The 23,553-nt window shown below is 42.5% G+C and carries 19 protein-coding genes; 13 read left to right on the top strand and 6 right to left on the bottom strand.

The annotated features are described in order from the left end of the window. Positions 1 to 3 precede the first annotated feature (3 nt). Entirely contained in the window at positions 4 to 2,772 is a 2,769-nt protein-coding gene (gene plsB, locus ACT3QP_RS00095; RefSeq protein ID WP_444524010.1) for a glycerol-3-phosphate 1-O-acyltransferase PlsB, read from the bottom strand. Positions 2,773 to 3,140: 368 nt separating this feature from the next. On the opposite strand from plsB, the gene ybaK reads away from it, so the two are divergent. Further along, positions 3,141 to 3,629, top strand: a complete 489-nt coding sequence (gene ybaK, locus ACT3QP_RS00090; protein ID WP_444524009.1) for a Cys-tRNA(Pro) deacylase — start codon at positions 3,141 to 3,143, stop codon at positions 3,627 to 3,629. A gap of 107 nt (positions 3,630 to 3,736) precedes the next feature. Continuing rightward, positions 3,737 to 4,111, top strand: coding sequence for a 5-carboxymethyl-2-hydroxymuconate Delta-isomerase (locus tag ACT3QP_RS00085; protein ID WP_444524008.1), 375 nt, complete (start codon positions 3,737 to 3,739; stop codon positions 4,109 to 4,111). 103 nt (positions 4,112 to 4,214) lie between these two features. On the opposite strand, the gene ACT3QP_RS00080 is transcribed toward ACT3QP_RS00085, so the two are convergent. Further along, entirely contained in the window at positions 4,215 to 6,035 is a 1,821-nt protein-coding gene (locus tag ACT3QP_RS00080; RefSeq protein WP_192519814.1) for an acyl-CoA dehydrogenase C-terminal domain-containing protein, read from the bottom strand. A 392-nt stretch (positions 6,036 to 6,427) separates the two neighbouring features. Between ACT3QP_RS00080 and ACT3QP_RS00075 the strand changes: the two genes are divergently transcribed. After that, a complete protein-coding gene (locus ACT3QP_RS00075) occupies positions 6,428 to 7,552 on the top strand; it encodes an FUSC family protein (RefSeq protein WP_444524007.1) in 1,125 nt (374 codons plus the stop codon). Positions 7,553 to 7,901: 349 nt separating this feature from the next. Here ACT3QP_RS00075 and aroE read toward each other — a convergent pair whose 3' ends face one another. Continuing rightward, positions 7,902 to 8,762 (bottom strand): shikimate dehydrogenase, encoded by an 861-nt coding sequence (gene aroE / locus ACT3QP_RS00070; RefSeq protein ID WP_444524006.1) that lies wholly within the window; start codon positions 8,760 to 8,762, stop codon positions 7,902 to 7,904. A gap of 429 nt (positions 8,763 to 9,191) precedes the next feature. Between aroE and ACT3QP_RS00065 the strand changes: the two genes are divergently transcribed. Next, positions 9,192 to 9,869 (top strand): hypothetical protein, encoded by a 678-nt coding sequence (locus ACT3QP_RS00065; protein WP_444524005.1) that lies wholly within the window; start codon positions 9,192 to 9,194, stop codon positions 9,867 to 9,869. Positions 9,870 to 9,884: 15 nt separating this feature from the next. Beyond that, positions 9,885 to 10,850 carry an aminotransferase class IV gene (locus ACT3QP_RS00060; protein ID WP_444524004.1) on the top strand — a complete coding sequence of 322 codons (966 nt, stop codon included), beginning with the start codon at positions 9,885 to 9,887 and terminating at the stop codon, positions 10,848 to 10,850. 28 nt (positions 10,851 to 10,878) lie between these two features. Here the strand turns inward: ACT3QP_RS00060 and ACT3QP_RS00055 are convergent, their stop codons facing one another. After that, entirely contained in the window at positions 10,879 to 11,073 is a 195-nt protein-coding gene (locus ACT3QP_RS00055) for a DpnD/PcfM family protein (RefSeq protein ID WP_444524003.1), read from the bottom strand. A 157-nt stretch (positions 11,074 to 11,230) separates the two neighbouring features. Here ACT3QP_RS00055 and ACT3QP_RS00050 point away from each other — a divergent pair, with 157 nt between their 5' ends. Then, positions 11,231 to 11,797, top strand: a complete 567-nt coding sequence (locus ACT3QP_RS00050) for a hypothetical protein (protein ID WP_444524002.1) — start codon at positions 11,231 to 11,233, stop codon at positions 11,795 to 11,797. On the opposite strand, the gene ACT3QP_RS00045 is transcribed toward ACT3QP_RS00050, so the two are convergent. Then, positions 11,789 to 12,553 (bottom strand): DpnI domain-containing protein, encoded by a 765-nt coding sequence (locus ACT3QP_RS00045; RefSeq protein ID WP_444524001.1) that lies wholly within the window; start codon positions 12,551 to 12,553, stop codon positions 11,789 to 11,791. The genes ACT3QP_RS00050 and ACT3QP_RS00045 overlap by 9 nt on opposite strands. 169 nt (positions 12,554 to 12,722) lie before the next feature. On the opposite strand from ACT3QP_RS00045, the gene mltG reads away from it, so the two are divergent. Both mltG and tmk read left to right on the top strand, forming a co-directional pair. Beyond that, on the top strand, positions 12,723 to 14,024 hold the full coding sequence (mltG, locus tag ACT3QP_RS00040; RefSeq protein WP_444524000.1) for an endolytic transglycosylase MltG: 1,302 nt from the start codon (positions 12,723 to 12,725) through the stop codon (positions 14,022 to 14,024). Between the two features lie 217 nt (positions 14,025 to 14,241). Continuing rightward, the gene (gene tmk / locus ACT3QP_RS00035) at positions 14,242 to 14,943 is read left to right on the top strand and encodes a dTMP kinase (RefSeq protein WP_444523999.1); all 702 of its coding nucleotides are present in this window, start codon (positions 14,242 to 14,244) and stop codon (positions 14,941 to 14,943) included. Positions 14,944 to 15,383: 440 nt separating this feature from the next. Here the strand turns inward: tmk and ACT3QP_RS00030 are convergent, their stop codons facing one another. Then, positions 15,384 to 17,687 (bottom strand): cation:proton antiporter, encoded by a 2,304-nt coding sequence (locus ACT3QP_RS00030; protein ID WP_444523998.1) that lies wholly within the window; start codon positions 17,685 to 17,687, stop codon positions 15,384 to 15,386. Between the two features lie 982 nt (positions 17,688 to 18,669). Between ACT3QP_RS00030 and ACT3QP_RS00025 the strand changes: the two genes are divergently transcribed. From ACT3QP_RS00025 to ACT3QP_RS00005, 5 genes are all read left to right on the top strand, one after another. Next, positions 18,670 to 20,034 (top strand): Do family serine endopeptidase, encoded by a 1,365-nt coding sequence (locus ACT3QP_RS00025; RefSeq protein ID WP_444524050.1) that lies wholly within the window; start codon positions 18,670 to 18,672, stop codon positions 20,032 to 20,034. A 357-nt stretch (positions 20,035 to 20,391) separates the two neighbouring features. Next, entirely contained in the window at positions 20,392 to 21,600 is a 1,209-nt protein-coding gene (locus ACT3QP_RS00020) for a hypothetical protein (protein ID WP_444523997.1), read from the top strand. Between the two features lie 448 nt (positions 21,601 to 22,048). Beyond that, a complete protein-coding gene (gene dapA / locus ACT3QP_RS00015; protein WP_444523996.1) occupies positions 22,049 to 22,954 on the top strand; it encodes a 4-hydroxy-tetrahydrodipicolinate synthase in 906 nt (301 codons plus the stop codon). Positions 22,955 to 23,009: 55 nt separating this feature from the next. Then, complete coding sequence (locus tag ACT3QP_RS00010; protein ID WP_444523995.1) at positions 23,010 to 23,324, top strand: hypothetical protein; 315 nt, start codon at positions 23,010 to 23,012, stop codon at positions 23,322 to 23,324. A gap of 130 nt (positions 23,325 to 23,454) precedes the next feature. After that, a partial coding sequence (locus tag ACT3QP_RS00005) for a phosphoribosylaminoimidazolesuccinocarboxamide synthase (protein ID WP_444524049.1) occupies positions 23,455 to 23,553 on the top strand: 99 nt, incomplete at its 3' end.

The raw sequence follows: 23,553 nt of genomic DNA, 5'->3' as shown, positions 1-23,553 counted from the left end.
AACCTAACGCTTACGGCCAAATTTACGCTGCTTTTTATTACTAATTTCAGTAATAGCATGGGTGATTTCGGCATCGTCTAAGCTGGCGACCTGTTGCAAAATTTTCATCATATCAGGCGTCAGCACGTATTTAGCATGATGAGCGATGTCATGGATACGTTGATCAAAAGTAAGCACGCCTGTTTCACTGTCTTTTTGTAGATAGTCGAGTCGCGTTAGTGCACTGATGAAGCTGGTGAACAAGGCACGATCAAAGAAATCAGGAATGTCATCGGCATATAGCACCGACAGACGCTGTCCAAGTAGATGGCACAAGTCTACAACTTCATTTTCGGTTAGATTACCCGAGCCTTGCTGGGCGAGTAGAGCAAGGGTCATAAAGTAACGCTCAAGACTCTGTCCAACGGGCGTTGCAAGTGCTTGCAGTTGTTGGTAGTGCTTGCTATTCGACTCAGGAACACTGAGTATGTCGTCACCGAGTTCTACAATTAGCCCATGAGAGAGTAAATTATCGACTTTTTTGTCGAGCGTATCGGCTAAGCTATGTGCTGGATAGTACAAAAACAGTTCGGTCTGTAAGAATGGATATAACTGCTCAGCGATACTGTCTAAACGGCTGCGTTTGATACGGCCATTGCGAGCCACTAATGCAGATAAGAAAGACAGTAAAATAAACACATGCAAGATATTATTACGGAAATAACTGAGCAGTGCCGCTTGCTTGCCTGCGACCTGAATGATATCACCTAGGATATGCGGGATTCGTTCGATAAGCTTGAGCTTAATACCGTAATCGATGATTTGCTGCGGAGTCATGTCGGTAACTACGGTATCATCTGAGTAAGCCAGTTGTTGAGCCAAACCTTGATAGAGCGCAATTTGCTCTCGGCAGCTATTTTCATCTAGAGCTGCTTTAGGTGCCGATAGTAGCACTAACGATAACAGTGATACGGGAGTCACCACCGCTGCTTTATTAATATGCTGCATGATTTTTACACCGATGTTATCGACCATAGCGCTGGCCTTGTCATCCATAGGTGTATCCGTGCGATCTGCCGGTAAGCTATTGGCTGTCACATCGAATTTTTTCATAAACTCGGTGAGGTGTAGTGGCGTACCAAAGCTTAAGTGTACGTTGCCAAAAATACGCTCAATTTTACGACCCGCTTTGATTAACCCAATCAAAGATTCAGACTCTTTTGGCTTACCTTTCAGCTCACCAATATAAGTGCCGCCTTCCATAATGCGCTCGTAGCCAATATAGGTGGGAATAAAGACCACAGGCTTATTGGTTTGGCGCAATTGGCTATGTACGGTCATGGCCAGCATACCCATCTTCGGTGGCAGTAGTCGACCGGAACGTGAGCGGCCACCTTCAATAAAGTATTCGATGGGCGTATTTCGAGTGATTAATGTGTGCATATATTCACGTAATACAGAGGTGTATAACGCATTGCCACGGAAACTACGACGAATAAAGAAGGCCACTGCACCGCGTAGCATCGGCCCTAATACTGGCACGTCCAGGTTATCACCTGCCGCCACATAAGGAATACTTAATCCGCGTTTATAAATCACATAAGACAGCAACATATAGTCGATATGACTACGATGAGACGGCACATAAATAATTTCATAATCGGTGGCCAATTCGCGCACTCGCTCAAAATGATGCACATCTACGCCATCATACAACTGCGTCCACAACCAGGTTAAAAAGCGATCAAAGACACGAATAATAGGGTAAGAGTAGTCATTGACCATCTCATTGGCATAGCCTTTTGCCACGCTTCGAGCTTCGCGGGTCGTTGTGCCTGTTTCTGCAGCTTCTGTCTCTATTGCATGCTTGATAGCGGGTGAATATACCAGTTTATCTACCAAGTTACGGCGGTCTGACAAATCAGGACCAAGCATGCTGGCACGTTGTTTGTCTAAATAAATCGACAGCTGTTGCTGCAATATACGAATCAGTTCGCGATTACTATCAGCGGTTTCCACTAGCGCATAATTTGGTGCTTTGTTAGTCTGTTCTACACCATTATCATTGTCTGGGTGGCTATCTTTTAAATCAGCCGCTAGAGAATCAAAAATAGCAGGCCCTTCTATATTGCCTGTGAGGCTGTCATTGATGAAGGTACGCAAATTTTGTGGTGGGTGAAATTGCACAAAGGTATCGCGTCCCATTACGCCAATATTAAATAACTGTTTGGTGATACTAGGATCTTGCCAGTTATCGGCGGTCAGTAGCTTAAATAGGGAGTCTTCTTTTTCTGGTGCACGTCCCCATAGGATAGATACTGGTATCAAACGCACTTTGAGATCTGGATATTGTAGTACAGCAGATACGAGACGTGATAGGCGCGGTGACAACTGACTGTCTTTAGCATTTGGATGGTTTAAAAAGATAATGGCTGCATTTTCTTTAATATTATGAGCAGTATCCTCTACGCCAACTAATGCTGGTGGCAAATTGTACTCTTGTGTCTGTAAGTCAATCAAAATACTATTGGAGCGTGAATACTCTTGCAGTACGTAAAAACTGATCGTCTGATCGTCAGCATCAAACTCCGGTAACTCACCTAATAGCTTAGGTTTGACAGCCACATCGAGCATTTGACCGGACAGCTTGCGATATAGTTGATTGATTGGCGCACTCGAATAAGGGCTAGTGGTGCTTGGGTTGGCAGCAGTAGTAGCCGCTTTGTCATTTGTGGCTGGCGCTTTGACAATCCGTTTTTTTAGAAACTTATTCTTTACGAAACTGGGTATCATAATGGGTATCAAAAGTAGTTAAATATATTGTGCTTATAATGCCATAAAAGCCATCAAAGCGATATATACTGCTAATATTAGTATTGAGGGATTACCCATTTGTGAGCTAAAATTTGTTTTATACACCTTCCAATGGTTTTAATAGGGTCTGTTCTCAATTCAAACGATGGTCATCTAACTGGACTAAAAATGGCCAAGCATCGTTAAATAGTTGGTCAATATCCCGATATAATCTGTGCTATTTTTCTAGTTTGATGGTAGTTGATCTCACTTTTATCACCATTTTTAAAATGAAGACACGTCCTAGAGTATGTCCTCAATGGCATTGTTATTTACTTATTTATTTCACTCAAACACCTTAAATCACTATGACTCCAGCTATCAATCTTGCCAAACAGCGAAATCTTGACTATCAATTGTACGAATATATTCATGACAGTAATGCGCCTTCCTTTGGTTTAGAAGCTGCAGAAAAGCTCGGAGTGGATGTCACACAAGTTTTTAAAACTTTGGTCGTCATGACAGAGTCGGGTACATTGGCTGTTGCTATCTTGCCAGTTCATAAAACGCTGAATTTTAAGAAAATGGCGAAAGCCTTATCTGCTAATAAAGTGCTATCGTGCAAAAAAGTGCAAATGGCAGAGCCAAAACAAGTGGAGCGCAGTACTGGTTATGTGTTGGGCGGTGTTAGCCCATTAGGTCAAAAGAAACGCTTAGCGACTATCATCGATAGCTCAGCAGAGTCTCAACCTACGATTTATGTCAGTGCTGGTCGCCGAGGATTAGAGATTGAGTTACCACCTTTACAGTTGGCTAGCACGCTTAAGGCACATTTTAGTAACATTATTGATGATTAGATTGTTGACTAGATTGCTGATGACTAAAAAGTATTGTCGCTGATATCAAATACGTTTATTCTTTTATAATAATTTTACTTTTACTCATGTTTTATAAGGATATACTCATGCCACACTTAACCTTGCAAGCGACTCCTAATGTCACTATCCCTCATGAAGAGTCATTGCTTAAGTCTCTAAATCAAGCACTATGGAATAGTGGACATTTTGGTAAGCCAACGGATATCAAAGCACGCATCGTACCTCTTGAGACATTTTTGGTTGGCGTAGAAGATGATGAACAGGTGAATGGATTTGTCTATGCTAATTTTAAATTGATGGCAGGCCGTGATATGACCATACGTAATGAGTTGTCTGAGATATTAATGACGACATTAGAAGCAGAGCTGGCAACAGCACAATCAGATCGTACCTCTCTACAAATATGTGTTGAGGTTGTAGAGTTAAGTGCAGTGTATAAGAAAAAAGTTTTAGGCAGCTAAGGTCAGAACGATTGAGCCAAATATCTCAATGAATATCTGTTACGTACAAAAAAGCGCCTATATTTAGGCGCTTTTTTATGCATCGTTGATTAGTTTTTTAATCCTAGTCTAGGAAAGCAAAGTTTTCGATATCCATTGACGTCATGCTTTCACTTGGTGCGACCATTGATTCAGCATGACCTGAGGTACGTGGCAACAGCTTATCAAAGTAGAATTCCGCAGTCTGGATTTTTGCTTTGTAGAATTCTGGCGCTTCAGTACCACCGTTTTCAAGCTTGTCGTAAGCAACCGCCGCCATACGTGCCCAATGATAACCCATCATCACATAGCCTGAGTACATTAAGAAATCCTCTGAAGCAGCAGAGATAATTTCACGATCTTTACGTGCCATTAGCATCAAACGTACTGTTAAAGTATTCCACTCAGCACACAGCTTAGTCAGTGCCCATACAAACTTGCGCATGTCTTTATCAAGCGCATACTCGCCACACCATTTCATGATACTTGAGGTGTAGTCGCGAATGATCTTACCTTTAGACTGTAAGATGACTTTACGACCTAACAAATCTAATGCTTGAATGCCAGTGGTGCCTTCGTACATGGTCGCGATACGGGCATCACGAGCAATCAGCTCCATACCCCATTCTTTAATATAACCATGGCCACCGTATACTTGCTGGCCGTGTTTGGCAGCTTCGATACCTAGCTCGGTTAAGAAGCCTTTTAAAATAGGGGTGTAGAAACCTAATTTGTCATCCCACTTTTCAAACTCTTCGTCATTGCCGTTGGCGATACCTTGTGCCATTTTGTCCGCATAGCGCGCTGAGTGATAAATCATCGAGCGACCACCTTCAGCAAAGGCTTTTTGGGTCAGTAGCATACGACGTACGTCAGCATGATGGATGATGGCATCCGCTACTTTTTTAGGTTCTTTAGTGCCAGATAGCGTACGCATAGAACGACGGTCTTTTGCATACGGTAGTGCATTTTGGAATGACAATTCTGTATGCGCCAAACCTTGGATACCAGTACCGATACGTGCGGTGTTCATAAAGGTAAACATGGCTTTTAAGCCTTTGTTTGGTTCACCAATTAGGTAACCGACTGCGTCATCAAAGTTCAATACACAAGTCGCTGATGAGCTAATACCCATTTTGTGCTCGATAGAACCACAAGTGACGCCATTACGTTCGCCTATTTCGCCATCAGTATTTGGCAAAAATTTCGGTACGATAAATAGCGAGATACCACGTGTGCCTTCTGGTGCATTTGGTAGGCGAGCCAATACGATATGTACGATGTTTTCCGTTAGGTCATGTTCACCGCTTGAGATGAAAATTTTGGTACCGCTAAGTTTGTAAGAGCCATCATCTTGTGGAATGGCTTTTGATTTGACTTGTCCCAAATCTGTTCCACATTGTGGTTCAGTCAAGCACATAGTACCAGCCCAAGAGCCTTCAACCAGTTTGTGCAAGTAAGTTTCTTTTTGCTCATCTGTACCATATTGCAAAATGGTATTGATACAACCTGTTGATAAACCAGGATACATTGCCCAAGGCCAGTTAGCCGTACCGATGATTTCTGCTTTGATTAGGTTGATAGACATAGGTAAGTTCATGCCACCAAACTCTTCAGGGTACGAAATACCTTGCCAACCGCCTTCGACAAACTGATCATAGGCTTCTTTGAAGCCTTTAGGCGTGGTGACTTCACCATTGTCAAAATGACAGCCTTCTGCATCAGCTGGCTGATAGATCGGAGCGAGGACGTTTTCAGCGAAATCAGCCATGCCTTGCAAAATCATATCAACTGTTTCAGAGTCTGCGTTCTCACCGTTATCCAAGTCTTTATAATGGGTTTGAAAGTCAAAAACATCATTGATCAAAAACTTGATATCACGTAGAGGTGCTTTATAAGTTAACATAATCATTCTCTTTGGTTGTTCGCTAACATAGACTGTTGGCTTGGCATATAAGCCACGGTTTATATCAACGATTATTTAGTTATTTTAGTAAAGGTAGGTAGTATCAGTGATTGTCGGTAAAATCTATAAAGAACAGCTCATCCACTTTGATTGCCGTTAAGGTGTCTTAGCTAAAATGTTTGTTGTGGCACTGATATCAGTATAAGTCTTCTATAGCCACAAATATATAACTAATAACTAATATTCATGTATTTTAAGTTAAATTAAAAAAATTAGTTGTGTTTAAAATGTCACTTTTTATTAAGACTTATGACTGAGTGTATATTTATCACAAATAAAATCGTAGTAGAAAAATGTCATTCATTGTACTTATGGCATAAGGAAAGACAGTTATGAGTGCATTTATGCACAAGAAAAATCAAGTATCGTGGCTGACCAGATTATTGACTCGCATAAAGATGTTAATGAAAGGTGAGCTAGGACACTTACTCACTGTTAACCGTAGTCAAAGACCGTGGCACATGCCCATTATCGCGGCAATTGCGATTAGTTTCCCAGTATTTACTGGGGCGTATTTTGATGCTTTGTCTGCAGGTATCAAAGCATCGCTAGGTGCAATGATTATCTTGAACTTACCATTATCAGGTGCACTACCATATCGGTTGGTTACAGTCATGGCTTGGGGCTTTGCTATGGCACTCAGTTTTGCATTAGGTTTGATTGCTCAGCAGTTGCCTTGGCTTCGGTTGCCAGTATTTGCTCTGATCGCGTTTTGTGTTGTGATGTTGGGTCGTTATTATCGGCAGCCACCACCTGCAGGTCTATTTATGATGATGGCAGGAGCGATAGCATTATTTATAACGGTACCGCTAACACAAGTATTATCTGCGATTGGGCTAGTGATGTTAGGCAGTGGCTTTTCGATGTTACTCGCCCTGTTATATACGCTGTTTTTATTAATATCGCGGCCTGTTCTGCCTGCTCCTGTCTATCGATATGAGGCAGATACCATTGGTGACAGCCTAATTGTAGCGGGCTTTGTTAGCTTGACATTGGCCATCGCTGTACTGTTTGAGATGCCTTACCCGTATTGGGCGGCGATGAGTTGTTTTATCATTATTCAAGGCATGCAGCTACGAACGATGTGGATTAAACAGTTGCATCGGCTATTAGGCACTGTAGCGGGGATGGCTGTCGCTGGTTGGATGTTGTCATGGGGGCTGTCGATATGGGGTGTGGCTATATCTATACTAGTCATGATGTTGTTGATTGAGTCATTGGTCGATAGGCATTATGGCATGGCTGTGATATTTATCACGCCGCTGACGATATTTATCGCAGAGTATGGCAGCATGACGGCGACACCACTTGTTGCTGAGGCAATCATACAAGCACGTATACTCGATACAGCACTCGGCTGTGCAGTTGGTCTGAGTGGTGGATTGGCCATTCATTCGGAGAGACTGCGTATACCGTTACGCCGCTTAGAAAATTGGCTACTGGGACATTTTAGCTAGAGCGTGTTTTCAGTTCACTCACCATATAAATAGGCTGAAAATGGCTAAGTCCTGTCAAGCATCACCAAGTAGCACAATAACATCTCGATATTATCTGTGCTATTCCTTATAACATCTCGATATTATCTGTGCTATTCCTTTTGTTTAACGGCTTTTTATCTTATGCCTATCATTACTTTCAAAATGAAGACTCGGGCTATAGTCGATACGCAATAAAAAAGGTACAGTATCTAATAACGCGAAACTGGTATAAATTTTTCTGGCGTGCTGCGCCTACGCAGACAGAGGCTGCAAAAAATTCATCCCAATCTCGCTGTGTCTGTTGTATATTGGACTGACTATAGATTGCTTATCGGTTGATCAATGCGTCAGTCGCTGTTGCCACATCAATGTTGTAACCCGTCCAACGCTCAAAGCTCAAGGCTGCTTGTCCGATAAGCATGCCATAACCATCAGAAGTCTGCGCACCACGCGTGACAAAGTGCTGCAAAAACGGTAACGTGCGACCATACATCATGTCATAAGCATAATGGCAGTCTAAATCATCATTCAATGGCAATGTATCGCCTGACAGTCCAATAGATGTGGCATTAATAATGATATCAAACTGTCCAGTTAATTCACTAGTTGCACAGGTTTCGATACTGTGTTTATCGATCGTCTCACTAGATTCGCTTAGCCCAGTGACCAAATTGACAGCCTTGCTCACAGTACGATTGGCAATGGTCAGGGATGAAATACCTGCCTGAATCAGCGGTAGTACGACACCGCGGGCTGCACCGCCTGCACCAATGAGTGCCACACGCGCGCCTGTAAGCGGCCAGTCCAAGCTTGTAATGTGATTGACCAACCCTTGACCATCGGTATTATCACCATAGATTGCTTCTGCGATGGGTGTGCCGCTGTCTAGCAGTGTTTGGTTCAATGATAGCGTATTAGCTGCCCCTGCAACTTTGGCATGTTCAGACAAACCACCACGTGCTAAGCAGCAGTTATAAGCAACTTGTTTAAAGGGTACTGTCACATTGGCACCGACACCGCCGCCCTGAAAAAATGCTTCAATCACCGCCATAAAACTGGCAGCATCGTCAGGACAGTATTGGCGCTGGTAGCTAATATCAATACCTGCTTGTTCTGAAAACAGGGTATGGATTTCAGGAGATTTACTGTGAGCAATAGGATTGCCAATAACGATAAAATGCTGAGTCATAAAAGGTCCGCTGGCTATAAAAGGTCAAAACTCTTAGTTAGAGCTTATCAGAAAGTCGTTGAATCGCTATCATCATAAGGGATAACGTGATGTTTGACAAACCAAGGCGTTCGTGAATAAATACGTGGAGTGATAGCGTTTTTTGACCTGTTAGATAATTAACAAATCTGTACCTTCTAGGATTGTTATCCGTAACGTAAAGGGTGGTCAAGTGTTAAGCAGTTGGGTACACTATGTAACATAAAAATGTGATATCAAGGTGTTCAACACGCCCTATTAAGTGATAAAAAATTGACTTTGGATGTTCAGTAAATCCAAGAAAGTCATCAGAAAACTTATTTATAAACAACCTTATTCATTAACAGCGGCATATCTGCTAGCTCGTTAATATTATTTTGAGATAAATCTAAAAGTGTGAGTAAATTGCCCATGTGGAATAATAGCCTACAGACCTTTTTGGTCGGTACGATAATGGCAGTTGGTGTGTCGTTGAGTGGCTGTAATAGCAGCACAGATGATGTCCAAGATAAAGCAGGCGTCGATGCGGAAGTTAGTGAGCAGACCGTCGCGGAAACTACATCAGCAGAGGACAATACCGCAACGAATACTGACGTAGAGGGTGCAGCTGTTCAGCCAGGCAGACAAGTGCAATATGATATCTCAGCATGGGGTAGCGAAAATGTAGAATCACTCAATGTTGATGACTTAGAGGGTATCCAAGCGACTTTTGGTAAAGTGGTGAGTACCGATGAAAACAGCTTGGACTATGCCAGTAATCCGGCTGCCAAATATCGTTTTATGGATACCGATGCGCCTTACTTAGATATTATTGATTCTGAAAAATATCTCGAGCTTGGTTGGTATTTTGCCAACCCTGCCGACTCCGATGAAGAAAAAGAGCTGAGCCAAGAGCATGCTGAAAAAGCCTATAAGCTCGCGCGTCAACTGATGGGTGATGAAGGCGGTAAGTTGGTGTCTGATATGCTCAATGTGCAAATCATTAAAAATAAAACGATCGGTGGTCAGAAGGTAGAATTGGCAAAGTGCGAGTTCTACAGTTGTATGTTAGTCATTAACAAAGCTGAGGCCCCAACCGATGATAGCTAAGACGATGATTAAACCGTGACAGCTCATTCCTCGCCGACTGGCTGGTTATGTTTGCACTCTGCAGAGAATACCTCTGATACCTCAGCAGTCAGTATGTCACTGGATAGTCGTGGATTGGCGTACGGCGATGGGTTTTTTACCACCATGGGTGTCATCGACGGGCAGATACTGTGGTTAGATTATCACCATCAGCGCCTTACCTCTCATAGCAAGGCATTACATATTGAGCTAGACAGCGACTTACTGTTAAATGAGTTACAGACGCATGCTCAGCAGCTACAGCAAGGTATGCTCAAGCTGATTGTCACGCGCAGCACGCAAGATGTCCGTGGTTATGGCTATATGCCAAGTACATCTGGTAGTGCTTGTGAGGTGTGGCTCAAATCCTCTGCGATGAGGGTGGATACGGCGGAGCAATTGCGTCTACCAGATGATCGCTTAATTCCCCTACAACCTATTAGCACTGCGGTTTGCCTGTCGTCGCAGATTTCTTGTCTACCGCCGTCACTGGCAGGACTCAAAACACTCAATCGCTTAGATAACGTGCTGGCGAGTGGTGAGTTGCAAGATATCAGAGCTCAAATACCAAAATGCAATACTGAAAAAAGCATCGGCGAGGGTCTGCTGCGTGATATGCGCGGGCAGTGGGTAGAAGGTACAATGAGCAACGTGTTTTATCAGCTGTTGGACACAGCGTCATCGAACTCTAAAAACTTTGCTAAGGGTAATCAGGATAGTCAAAATTATTTAACCGCTGGTCAATGGTATACGCCATCTATGGCGCAATCGGGTGTCGATGGTGTCATGCGTCAAGTCATTATTGATGCGTTATCAAGGACACAATATCCAGTCGTGATAAGGTCGCTACAAGATGAAGATTTGCCTAAATTAACGCAGTTGTTTTTTTGCAATGCACTGCGTGGTATTGTGCCAATGAGCAGTTTGACGTTGTTGTCGGGTGATATTGTGGGGTTTAAATAACTGTCACATATCAGCCAAATAAAACAATCTACTCTCTCCCAAAAATATTAAATTTAGTATCGATAAAATCATCGGGATATAAAACGATGTCTTCGTTTCGATATATTTCTCGCGCTTTTAGTAGGGCCGTTTCACTATCTTCTGCAACCACTTCCACGATATTACTTAGTGTTTCGACAATCTCTATTTGAAATTTTTGCGCTGCTGTCTCATCTTTTTTCATCGTATTCACTTCCATTTCTCACAAATCACATCACTACAGTCATTCATGTCCACTAGACTAGCAAAAGCGCTCAAAAGAAGTGATCGTCTTTTGTTACGTGGACTTGTGTCTTAGAGCAAATCGATCAATGATCCTTTTTTTTAAAGGATAAAATCGCATGCACTCAGTCTATGAAGATAAACGAATTCCGCTACAAATCCGTCGTTTGATGATTTTTGATGAAATTTGCCAACTGGCTAGAAGTAAGCCTGATGAAATTGTGCATTTATCGCCTTATACTCAATTATCATTTGGTGTGATGTATTTACTAGACTTTAAAAGGTTTGTAGCCTTTGGCGGTATGTTCGAGTATGCGTACACGCGAGAGGAGGTTATTGAGCAGCGTATTTCTGTCACTCCTAATGATGAGCTAGTGATGTGTGCATTGACGGTCAACTTAAAAGCTTTTACCAAACCTACTCGCAATGCAGTTCAGCTTTTATGGCAGTGGAATGATTATGTGAAAAATAGAATGCACGCTTATGTTGATTATCGTGAAGAGCATTTTTTCAAAATTAATGATGAGATTGATTGGGAGTATCCAGCGCATAAGTTTCATCAGCGCCTTGTTGCTACTGCAAGACTACCACTATGGGATGATAGAGATGAGCTAATTGCCGATGTATACCGTGATAAAAAAGGAAAGCCAAGACCTGAGCGCTACAACGAGAAGCGGTTAGTATAGCTTTCGATAATGACCACGGCTCCCAAATTCAATAATGCCTTTATCGCGTAACATTTGTAATTGTTGACGGATTTTATCTGGAATGTGGTTGTTTTCGGGATGTTTAAGTTTTAACTCGTCAGCAAAACCATAAACTTGTTTTAGCGAAAAATCCGTATCGAGTCTATCGATACACTGCCAGATATCGAGTGTCCAACCACGAGAAGCAGTAGATTGCTCACGTAAAAATAAGGTCTTTTGAAATTGCTGGGTGACATCATCGCGTGATATGACCTGCTGGTCTTTGACCAAAAATACTTTGCCTGATTCTGGTACTTGGCGTAAGTCGATATTACAGCCGACCCAACCTGCACGCTTGGCAGTCGCTGATAATGGCTTACGCTTGATAATAATATTAGGCTTAAAAAATTGCTTAGGAATAATCAAAAAGTTATTCACGGTAAGCTCTTTTGAGTATGTCAGGAAGAAAAAATTGGGATTGTCTTCACTATTGATGCGTTCAATCATTGTTTTATAAGCACCATCATTAATAATGTTACTTAATTTAGATTTTTTACTTTTTAGCTCATATTGCTCGCTACAATGTGAGCAATAAAAATCAGCAACAGGTTTACCATTCGTAAATTCTGATAATGGTTGGGTGTTGCAGTTAGGGCAGTAGCTATTGGTTGCGACCCAGTTTTCACTTAATACTCGAATTATCTGGCTAGGTGATTTATAGTTTTTGGCAAGACTTTTATTGAAATGTAGATTCATAAGATGTTTTCATTATTAGTAGATAAGCTAAAAATACCGAAAAAGCGTCTGAGTATTAAGCCATATAAATGGACATCAGTAGCAAGATAATTGATAAGCTAAGCAAATACCATTGAAAATCGAACGGTTCAGTGCTAAATTCTAGCAAACTTCTGCCCCGCGAGTTGCCATGAGCAAGCCCACACCTGAAACACCTCCTGAACATCCTAATGAGTCGCCATCAAATAAGCAAGATAGACTCATTGAGGAGCCTATCGACACCACATTGTCGGATACCCAACCAGTCGATGATGAAGAGCAAGAGCAGCCTGCGACAGGAGACGATAAGCCTGCGACCAATGTCTCGCTTATCAGTGGAGAGAGTAAGCCGCGTACCTATAAAGTGGACAATCAGTCGTTCTTCATGCAGCGTGGCTATCAGGTATTGCTCGTACTTGGACTGATTGCCGCATTTTTCCTAGTAATGGTCTATCAGACATTGTTTGGTCGTATCGAGCAACCAGCGCAGAAGGTTACGATTGAGCAGGGTCAGACGTATTATGGTTTACTGCCGCAGTGGCAACAGCAGATTCCGCTGTTTTCGGTGAGCGTGGCCAAGATGTATGTCAAATCGCAAGTCGATGCGCCATTACATGCCGGTATTTATCAACTACCAGAAAACCCGACCATGGCTGAAGCCTTGCAAGTACTAGCACAGGGGGCAGATGCAGCGATGGTAAAAGTGCAAATCATCGAAGGCAAAACCTCTCAAGACTTGTATCAAACATTGCGTGATACTAATGGCATCACAAAAGAAGTGCTAATCGATGGTAGCGACAATGCCAGTATTGCTAAATCGTTAGATTTGGGTGCTATATTGCCTGATGACGTCATTAACAGCAGTGACCCCATCGTCAACTATAATCTTGAAGGTTGGTTTGCCCCTGACACTTATTACTATGGCGAAGATACGAGTGACAAACAGGTATTGCTCGACTTGTACAAGCGCCAGCAGCAAGCGTTGACAGAGGCATGGGAAAACCGTGCGCCAGACTTGCCGTATAAGACACCTTATGAGGCGCTGATAATGGCATCTATTATCGAAAAGGAAACCAGTGTGGCAGACGAACGTCCTTTGGTTGCAGCAGTATTCAGAAACCGTCTGAATCAAAGCATGCGCATGCAAACTGATCCGACCATTATCTATGGTATGGGCAGCCGTTATGACGGCAATATTCGTCGTAAGGATATCAATGAAAAAACGTCTTATAATACATATCAAATTGATGGCTTGCCACCAACCCCAATCGCACTGCCATCTGCGGCCTCCATCGAGGCAACTTTGCATCCAGCAGACAGCGAGGCATTATATTTTGTAGCGACGGGTAATGGTGGTCACAAGTTTACCAACAGCTTGGCTGAGCATAACCAAGCGGTAAAAGACTATCTAAAAGTCATGCGTGAAAAGAAAGCACAAGCAGCATCACAGTAGCCGTCTATAAAATCAGCACCTCTATAGCTTCTTAAAAACCTATCATTTACTGAGCGTTGTGTAATTACCTATATAGTCGGTTCAATATAATTTGGATACAAGGAAGCCGAGTGAAAGTACTACGAATAGTAGGCTAAATGAGACTGACACCGTATCCAGTTTATAGAGGATGGATTATATAACTATATAACGCTCATCAATGACATAAGGTCATACCATGTCAGCATCGATACAAGAGCATTTATCTCAAACAACCGCACCTAAAGAAACCCATGACATCATGTCCAATCAAGGGCGTTTTATCAGCTTTGAAGGCACAGAAGGCGTGGGGAAAACCACCGCTATTGAGAAACTGTGCTCACGCCTACAGGACCATGGCATCGATTATCTGCGTACCCGTGAGCCGGGTGGAAGTCCGTTTGCAGAGCGTCTGCGTGCCGTATTGTTAGATCCTACGACTGATATAGATGATGATACTGAGCTGTTGCTATTATTTGCCGCACGTTGTGACCATATGCAGAAAGTAATTTTGCCAGCACTACAACGCGGCACATGGGTGATATGCGACCGTTTTACTGATTCAAGTATTGCCTATCAAGGATTTGGTCGAGCGCATGGTGATGTAGCGGTACGAGCTAAGATTGATGCGCTTATTGAGCAGTTTGTGCCGCAGTTGCCTGAGCTGACTTTATGGTTGGATTTGCCCGTACTAGAAGGCATGGCACGTGCCAACAAGCGCAGCGCTGCCGATCGTTTTGAGCAGCAGGCGACTGAGTTTTTCACATGGGTTCATCAAGGGTTTAGCGTGCTTGCCAGTGACTATCCTGAACGTATACAGCGTATTGATGCCTCAGGCAGTACCGCTGAGGTGAGTGCGCGAATATGGACAACGGTACAGAATAAGTGGGATATTGAATAAAGTGAGCTCACTATAAAAATTGACAGCATGAACTTCATTTGCAGTATTATACCAATCCCAAAAAATACGATTAGCGGTGTCAAACTTGTTTAGTCTACAGTGAGTAGTACTTGCACTCGTTTTCCTTGCTACTCTAATTTTTGTGCATGGTATTGCCTATAATTTTAGGGCGTGTCCTCATTTTAAAAATGGTGATAAAAATGAGATAAATTGCCGTCAAACGAGGAAAATAGTGCAGATAATATCGAGATATTGACCAACTATTTGACGATGTTTGGCAAAATTTAGCTATTTTTAGCCCATTTAGAGGATACTCGTTTGAATTGAGGACATGCCCTAGTATCAACTATAAATAGACATGCAATAAAAAGCCCTAACATTGTGTTAGGGCTTTTTGGTTACTAGGGCGTGTTGAACGAAACAACCTTATCGATTGACGTCTATTTATCTAGGTTATCATCTACACAGCTATCCACGCTCTTAAGCTCAGTGTCTTTAGTGATATCGACCTCAGAATGGGTAGTCGTGTCTTTACCAGAGTCAGGAAAGCGATTGGGGTCAAGTGCGCCCTTCTTGGTTTTAGGAGCATTACCGTTACCGTTGGTATTACTACTGGCAGATGCTTTAGTCTTGGATACAGCGGTTGAGTTTGCTGACATCACTCCTGTATTTACCACAGAAGCAGGCACTGCTGTTGACTCGACGGTTTTGTCAGTAGTCTTTTTTGCTAGTGACGTTGTTGAGTCTTCAGATTTAGCATTGTTGCTTGGATCTATGGCTGCATCACTAGCGCCTTTCTGTTTAATGACATCACTATTGTTATCATCATCAGCTGTTTGTTCAGAGGCGTCATCGATCAGCTCTTTTTCTTTACGCTTTTCAGGCGCTTTTGAGCTGGACTCAAAACTGGCATCAGCGGCCATACGTGCCTGCTCTTGCTTAGGGGTGACATCGACTGGCTTTGGCTGTACTTCATCTTCTATTACCAGTGAGATAAGCTTGCGATCACGTGGTACCGTGCCATCGAACTTATCTGTGATGACATGCAATTTACCTTCTTTGTCTATGGTATAAAGCGGGACAAACTGTTTGTTATCTGCTTTATACTGTTCAAAGCTATAACTGTCTGTGATATTGGTGATTTTGATGCGAGCTTTCTTCGACAGCATACTGGCAAGCTTAGTGTAAGTCGCGTCTTTGCCAAACAGCCACTGTGATTGGAAGTTTGATTGCTTGTCTTCACGCTCACTTTTGACTTTTTCATCACTGAATTTAAGACGGTATAACTTACGCTCACCAAATTCATGACGATAATGAATCTCGGACAAGGTATTCATCTCTTTATCCATACTCATGGCAAACAGACGACCGATGCCGATTAGGTCGAGATTGTGATCGGCATGGTCAGAGATGGGGTTGCCAAAATAAGTACGCAAACCACTCATGCGCGCACGGGCGATATTGGTATAGTTGTTGTGCGCGACGATGACATCAAACCCTTGGTCTTTTAAAGACGTGGCTATCAGTAGGGCGATGGGGTTTGAACCAACGATAAGGATACCGTTGGTCTCAGGCTCACGAACGCCAAGCAAATTGCCGACCACTTTTGAGCCTAAGCCCTGAATCATAACCGTGCCAATGATGACCATAAATACTAAGGGAACGAGTAGCTCAACACCTTGAATATCATACTCTTGTAGACGAATGGCAAACAATGATGAAATAGCTGCGGCGACGATACCGCGTGGGCCAATCCAGCTGATCATCAGTTTTTCATTGGTTTTTAAATTGGAGCCGATAGCCGATGCCCAAACAGACAATGGGCGCGCTACGAACATGACGATAGCGAGTAGCACCAATCCAGCAAAACCCACACTCATCAAGCTTGCCAGCTCCACACGGGCAGCAAGAATGATAAAGAGTACCGAGATAAGTAGAATCGTTAAGGATTCATTAAATTCTAAAATCGTCTCACGTGGGAATTTTGGCCAGTTTGCCAAGGCCACACCCAGTACCGTAACCGTTAATAGACCAGATTCATGCTCTAAGTGGTTGGATATTGAGAACAGAACCAAGACAAAAGCAAGGGTAAAGACATTGCGCAAGAATTCAGGAATCATATGGCGGCGCATGAGGAATGCGAGCAACCAAGCACCTGCCATACCCATTGCAGTCGCTAATACAACAATTTTGGCAAACAGTAAGATACTGCTGGCTTCCCCACCAGAAATGATATATTCATAGACTAATACCACCGCGATGGCGCCGATTGGATCAATGATAATACCTTCCCATTTGAGGATGTTCGATATCGTCTTATTAGGTCGCACACTGCGCAGTAGCGGCATAATCACCGTTGGCCCAGTGACGCAGACCAGTGCGCCGAATAGCAAGGCAATCAATGGATCGACATCAAATAGTAAATAAGTCGATAACGCCACGATAGCAATGGTAATCAAGACACCGACCGACACTAGCATTTGTACGACCGTACCATGCTGTTTGATCTCATCGAACTCTAAGGTCAGAGACCCTTCAAAAAGAATAATTGCCACACCCAAAGAAATAAAGGGAAACATAAGCTCCCCCAATATTAAGTCAGGATCGAAGATACCCAGCACAGGGCCGACGATAATACCAATCAGTAATAAAAATAAAATGGACGGTTGCTTTAAATACCAAGCCAACCATTGGGCGGCAATGCCGATCCCAACCACGCCAGATAATAATAGGGCGGTATCCATAAATTGATCCTTTTATAATCTTGTCATATTTTATATCTATCAATAGCTCTTGAATAATTGCTATAAGCAGCACTATAAATGATTTGATATCACTCTTTGTAGAGGTCTGTTTTTAGCAAAGCTAAATAGTAGCAATGATAATTATCATGAATCACAACATGAGCCAGATATGATATATATACTATAAAGTAGTAAAGACAAAAGCATGCCTAGATAAATAATACCACCTTCAAAAGTACGATTAGCGGTGTCAACATTGTTTGCTCTACTAACTTGTTATCGGTAGTAGGTTCACTTGTTTTCCTTGCTACTTATGTTTTTAGAAATGGTATAAAGCGCCTCTAGATATGCAAAAGATGGAAAATAAGGGTGATGATAGCCAGTTGTATAAATGTATGACAGTCAGTAATAGAGTTTTCTAGATAACTTTTGTTTAATTATAAAACTATTTGGCTTGCTATCATAACATGATTTTATCTCATACTTACTGAGGCTGACTGTACCACGATATAGATACTCACTATAAAACTACTAAGACGTTAACCTCACCCGGCTATACATTTTTGTCATTATCGTGATGGGCTGATCAACATATTATGCTGTCATATTGCATAGACTGTTATGAAATAATTGGGCACTGGGTTATTCTGCATTATCGAAATGACGATAAGATAAAAGATAATGTTACGGCTTATCATACAGTAGAGGCATTTATCATGCACCTAGCGAGTATCATCAAATGATTGTCATTTAATAAATAATAAAAATGAAGTAGCGATGAAAGTCTTGCTAAAATAATCCGAGCGAAAGCCACATTATCTTATAATAGCCATTAATAACAGCCAAGACATGCCGATTAAAAATAATAACGATCACCCATATGGAGGATGATATGCCTATCAATATGTTTACAGCACAATCTACATGTAAGATGCAGCATTGGTTACAGCGTAGTGCGTTGGCACTTGCAGTCAGCACATCAATGGTTGCTGGTATCACTGCCACAACGATGGTCAGCGCTCAGGCAGCGGTCACGACAGCCGACTTTTCTGACTTAGTACAACAAGTAACCCCTGCTGTCGCTCGTGTGAACGTCACAAAAACAGTGAGCGAAGCTGAGCTTGCCAAGGCACAGACTGCTGAATTGTTACGGCAGTTCTTTGGCGATCGTCTCAGTATTCCCGAACAAGCTACTATGCCCGCGATTGAGCATGCGTATGGCACGGCTTTTTTTGTGACATCTGATGGCTATATGTTAACCAATCATCATGTGGTGGAAGGTGCTGATAAAATCACGGTTACACTCAATGATAGAACAGAGCTTGATGCAACCTTGGTCGGTAGTGATGAGCGCTCAGATGTTGCAGTATTGAAAGTGAAGGGCAATCCATTTCCAGCATTGCCTATCGGTGATTCAAACGGCATAAAAGTAGGAGAACCCGTATTAGCAATTGGTTCACCATTTGGTTTTGATTATTCAGCCTCCGCTGGTATTGTCAGTGCCAAATCCCGTAATTTTTCGCGTGAGACCAGTGTTCCGTTTATCCAAACAGATGTGGCACTCAATCCCGGTAATTCAGGTGGTCCATTATTCAACCAGCGTGGTGAGGTTATCGGTATTAATTCGCGTATCTTTAGCGGTACTGGTGGTTATATGGGTCTGTCTTTTTCGATACCGATTGATGCAGCGATGGATATCTATCAGCAGCTAAAAACGGATGGTGAAGTGGTGCGTGCTTATTTGGGCGTCTATCCACAAGATATCGATCGTAATTTGGCCGAAGCTTACAAACTGGCTCGTCCTCAAGGTGCGTTATTGACACGAGTGTCACCAGACTCACCTGCACAAAAGGCAGGTCTCAAACCTGGTGATATTATTTTGCAATACAATAATATGCAGATTCAGCAGGCTTCAGATCTATTGAACTTGCTCAATCGTGCGAAGCCAAATGATGCCTTCCGTGCACAGATTCAGCGTAATGGTAAGCAGATGATTGTCAACGGTCAGCTTGCTTATGCTCCTGATGATGTCAAGGCGCAAGGCGGTGACCAACAGAGTGATGATATACAATTGGGCTTGCGTCTACGTAATTTGACCGCTGATGAGCAAGCTGAAATTGCTACGGACAATAAAACAGGTGTTTTGGTTACTACTGTAGATCCGACTGGGCTTGCGGCACGTTCAGGTATATTGGCAGGGGATGTGATTACCAATTTTCATCAAAAACAAATTAAGGATGTCACGGACTTTTCAAGTGCCATTTCATCGTTACCTGAAAAAGGTGTGGTGACCATGGAAGTTATCCGTCAGGGTATTCCGGCTATTATTGGTTTGCGTATTGAGTAGGCAGTCACAAAAAGCTCGTCAATCTACAATGAAAGCAACGCTGTTATAACAGTATAAATGAACAAAATATGACGCTGAGAGACGATAATTGTACTTGTCTATCATAGAGATCGACCTCTATAATGGCTGATTTTTTATCATATGACAGAGGATGTGTCTTTAGTGAGATGGGTAGTCAAAGAAATACTAAGCTACTACAGTGTTATCTCTTTTAGAGGTGCTATTGGCACAATATGCAGTCAGCTGCCTTGTATCCGTTTTAGCCCGTTTAGATGACTATCGGGTGAATTGAAGACACGGCCTAATACTGATAAGCCATTTGATAGCCTCATATCGTTACATAACCATCAGGTAATTATGACTGACCATGTTTTTTATATACTCTGTACTTCCATGTCAGCAGCACTGCTAGCGTACATCATACTGTGGTCAGTATTACAAACGTTCAATGCCAGTGTCACCAAGCGCTTTATGCGTATTTGGGTTAAGCTGTTGCTTTATTACACGGCCTATACCATGCCTGTTTGGATTGTATTGTTAGTGATAAGTTGGTCGCAAGATGTGCTGCCAGTGCTGGCGCAGTTGTCAGTGTCATCTGTATTGATTGCCATATTAGCAATGGGACTGTACTTTTATACCGTAGTGGTGCAACCCAATCGTTTACGAGTAGAGCATCATGCTGTTGATTTAAACTTATCAACGCCGCTGACAGTAGCTGTGCTGGCTGATTTGCGCATTGGGTTATATAGCGGTAAGCCGCGTCATATTCGTAAGCTCGTTGCTACTATTAATGAGCTATCGGTAGATGCAGTTTTAATTACTGGAGACTGGCTATATTATCCAAGTGCCGACTTGGTTGGACAAATGATGTTGTTCAAAGCGGTTAATAAGCCTGTCTATACGGTAATGAGTACTTCGGATTTGTGCTATCAATCGATTAATACGACGAATCAAGGTCAGCCGCTGTTAGAAGATACGTTGGCCAAAGCGTTTGATGTGCTCGATATCAGTTATATTGGCCAGCAGTGTACTTCATTGCCACTTAAGTGCATGAGCGCTGTGGACAGTCGACCATTAACAAACTCTTCAGGTGTGTCTGTCGATACTCAAGAGGCCATCAGGCAAAAAGACGTAGACGCTAAACCAATTGTTGCCGCACTCTGTGGCTGGCAAGATATGCCTAAAAAACTCACTGATAATGAGAATGCAAACACCGCTGCCAAAGTAGCGCTTGGTGCTAAAATCGCTAATGCTACTAAGCCTGTTATTATTTTGGCATCACGATTTGATAGTCTTAGCGACTTGCCAAAATCTTTGCAACCACGACCCTTGTTGATTACAGGTGCTGCCAAAGCGCCACAAAAAGCCATATGGTTGGGTCAAAGAAATCAAGATGTTCATCGCAGTGATAAGCAATCAACCATGCTGAATAATAGTCGTATGGGTAAACAGCGTGGTTTATACCAACATGGGAGTGCGCAGATATTTATCAGTAGTGGCATTGGCACGCGAGGATTACCTTTTCGGTTGTATCGGCCTACTATCGATGTGTTGACGATTCGTTAATATGCACCAAAAGACTTATCAGTACTTATGCATTGCGCTAAACTGACTGTTAAAGTATTAAGCTCAAATGACAAGCCTATTTTTCAGTGGCTTTCAGACAAGGAACCTTGACGCTAAAAAGCTTTGGCAGGGTTTGGTACGTAATCATGGTATTGAATAACGGTATTGAGAGTCAATTGATTGATAGCGGTCAAATCAAAATATGCTACACTAGCAGGCGTTTTTATTGTTATCTATCAATTAGATTGGCAGTAAATAAAAAGTGGCGTCTATGACGTTATTATGTATAAATAATTTATTACCAACATCAAGCAAGATTTAGTCAGCAGCATCTATGAATGCATCCGTTAAGATATGCATTAGTAGTCATGTAAACTGCAGACACTTGCAAACGACCTATCATGTGACAGCTTTGACAAAAGCTAGGATAATACAGTAAGGCACGGTTATGAGCACAGCATACGACGAGATTAAAACCCGACTACAAGGCTCAATGGTAGCTTTGGTAACGCCCATGCATCCTGACGGCACGGTCGACTATAAACGTCTGGCAGACCTCATAGATTGGCAGATTGAGCAAGGTACCCATTGCCTTGTTGCAGTTGGTACCACTGGTGAGTCAGCGACCCTATCTATGCAAGAGCATAGCGATGTGATTCGTTACTTTGTACAGCATGTCAAAGGTCGTGTACCTGTCATTGCTGGCACAGGTGCCAATAACACAATGGAAGCAATCAAGCTGACTCAAGATGCTGCTGATGCTGGTGCAGACTGTGCATTGCTCGTTGCGCCTTACTATAATAAGCCACCTCAGGAAGGCTTATACCAACATTATAAAGCGATTGCTGAAGCGGTGAATATTCCGCAAATGTTGTACAATGTACCAGGACGTACAGTCGTTGATATTGCTCAAGAAACCGTAGAGCGTTTGGCTGATATTGAAAATATCGTAGCAATCAAAGATGCGACGGGCTCTGTCGAACGTGGCGAAAAATTGATCAAAGCGGTTGGCGATCGAATGGTTGTCCTGTCTGGCGATGATGGTACTGCGCTTGAATTGATGAAAGTAGGTGGCAAAGGCAATATTTCAGTGACAGCTAACGTCGCACCGAAGGCAATGAGCGATACCTTTACGGCAGCGCTCCGAGGTGATTTCGAAGCGGCTAATAAAGCTCATGATGTGGTCAAGCATTTACATCGTGATTTATTTATCGAATCAAGTCCTATTCCTGTCAAATATGCATTGAATAAAATGGGCATAATAGATACTGGTATGCGCCTACCATTGGTTTGGTTGGCTGAGCAACATCATGCCACTATTGATGAAGCCTTAGTACGTGCAAACTTAATATAGATTCGTAAAAAACACCGTACCAAATGAGCAATGATTGTTAACTCAGAGAGATAATATGATGAAAATATCATCAACGACTACAAAAATATTCCCTGCGATGCTGACTTTAATATTGGGTAGTACCTTAGTATTGAGCGGTTGCCAAGCGACTAAAAACTTACTTGGTAAGCGTGACGACGGTAGCTTAGCATACCAACAAAGTGCAAAGCTTGATCCAATAGAGCTACCAGCCGCTAAAGAAACAGCGCCTTTTGTGCCTTTATACGCAACGCCTAACGCAGGTGCAAATACGCTTGAACTAAAGAATGAGTCGGGTAAGCAGTATCAATTACCACAACCTCAACGTACGGTAAGCACTCTTTCCAATTAAATATATTTCTCAATTTATACCGCTAGCTTGTTATGATTACTTGTTTCACTATAAGTGACTTTTTCATATCAGATGTAGCGGTAGCTGCGCGTTTTTACCACATAAGCTTGAACGAACAGGAAATCCTATAATGCAAAAGCAAAAATTGCTGTACAAAGGTAAAGCCAAATCTGTCTATGAAACAGAAGATGACGACCTTCTCATTCTACACTTCCGCGATGACACTTCC

It is taken from the genome of Psychrobacter sp. AOP7-B1-24, from assembly GCF_052376215.1.
Classification (GTDB): Bacteria; Pseudomonadota; Gammaproteobacteria; order Pseudomonadales; family Moraxellaceae; genus Psychrobacter.
The sequence above is the reverse complement of the archived record's forward strand: the minus strand, read 5'-3'. Positions and strand labels throughout refer to the sequence as shown.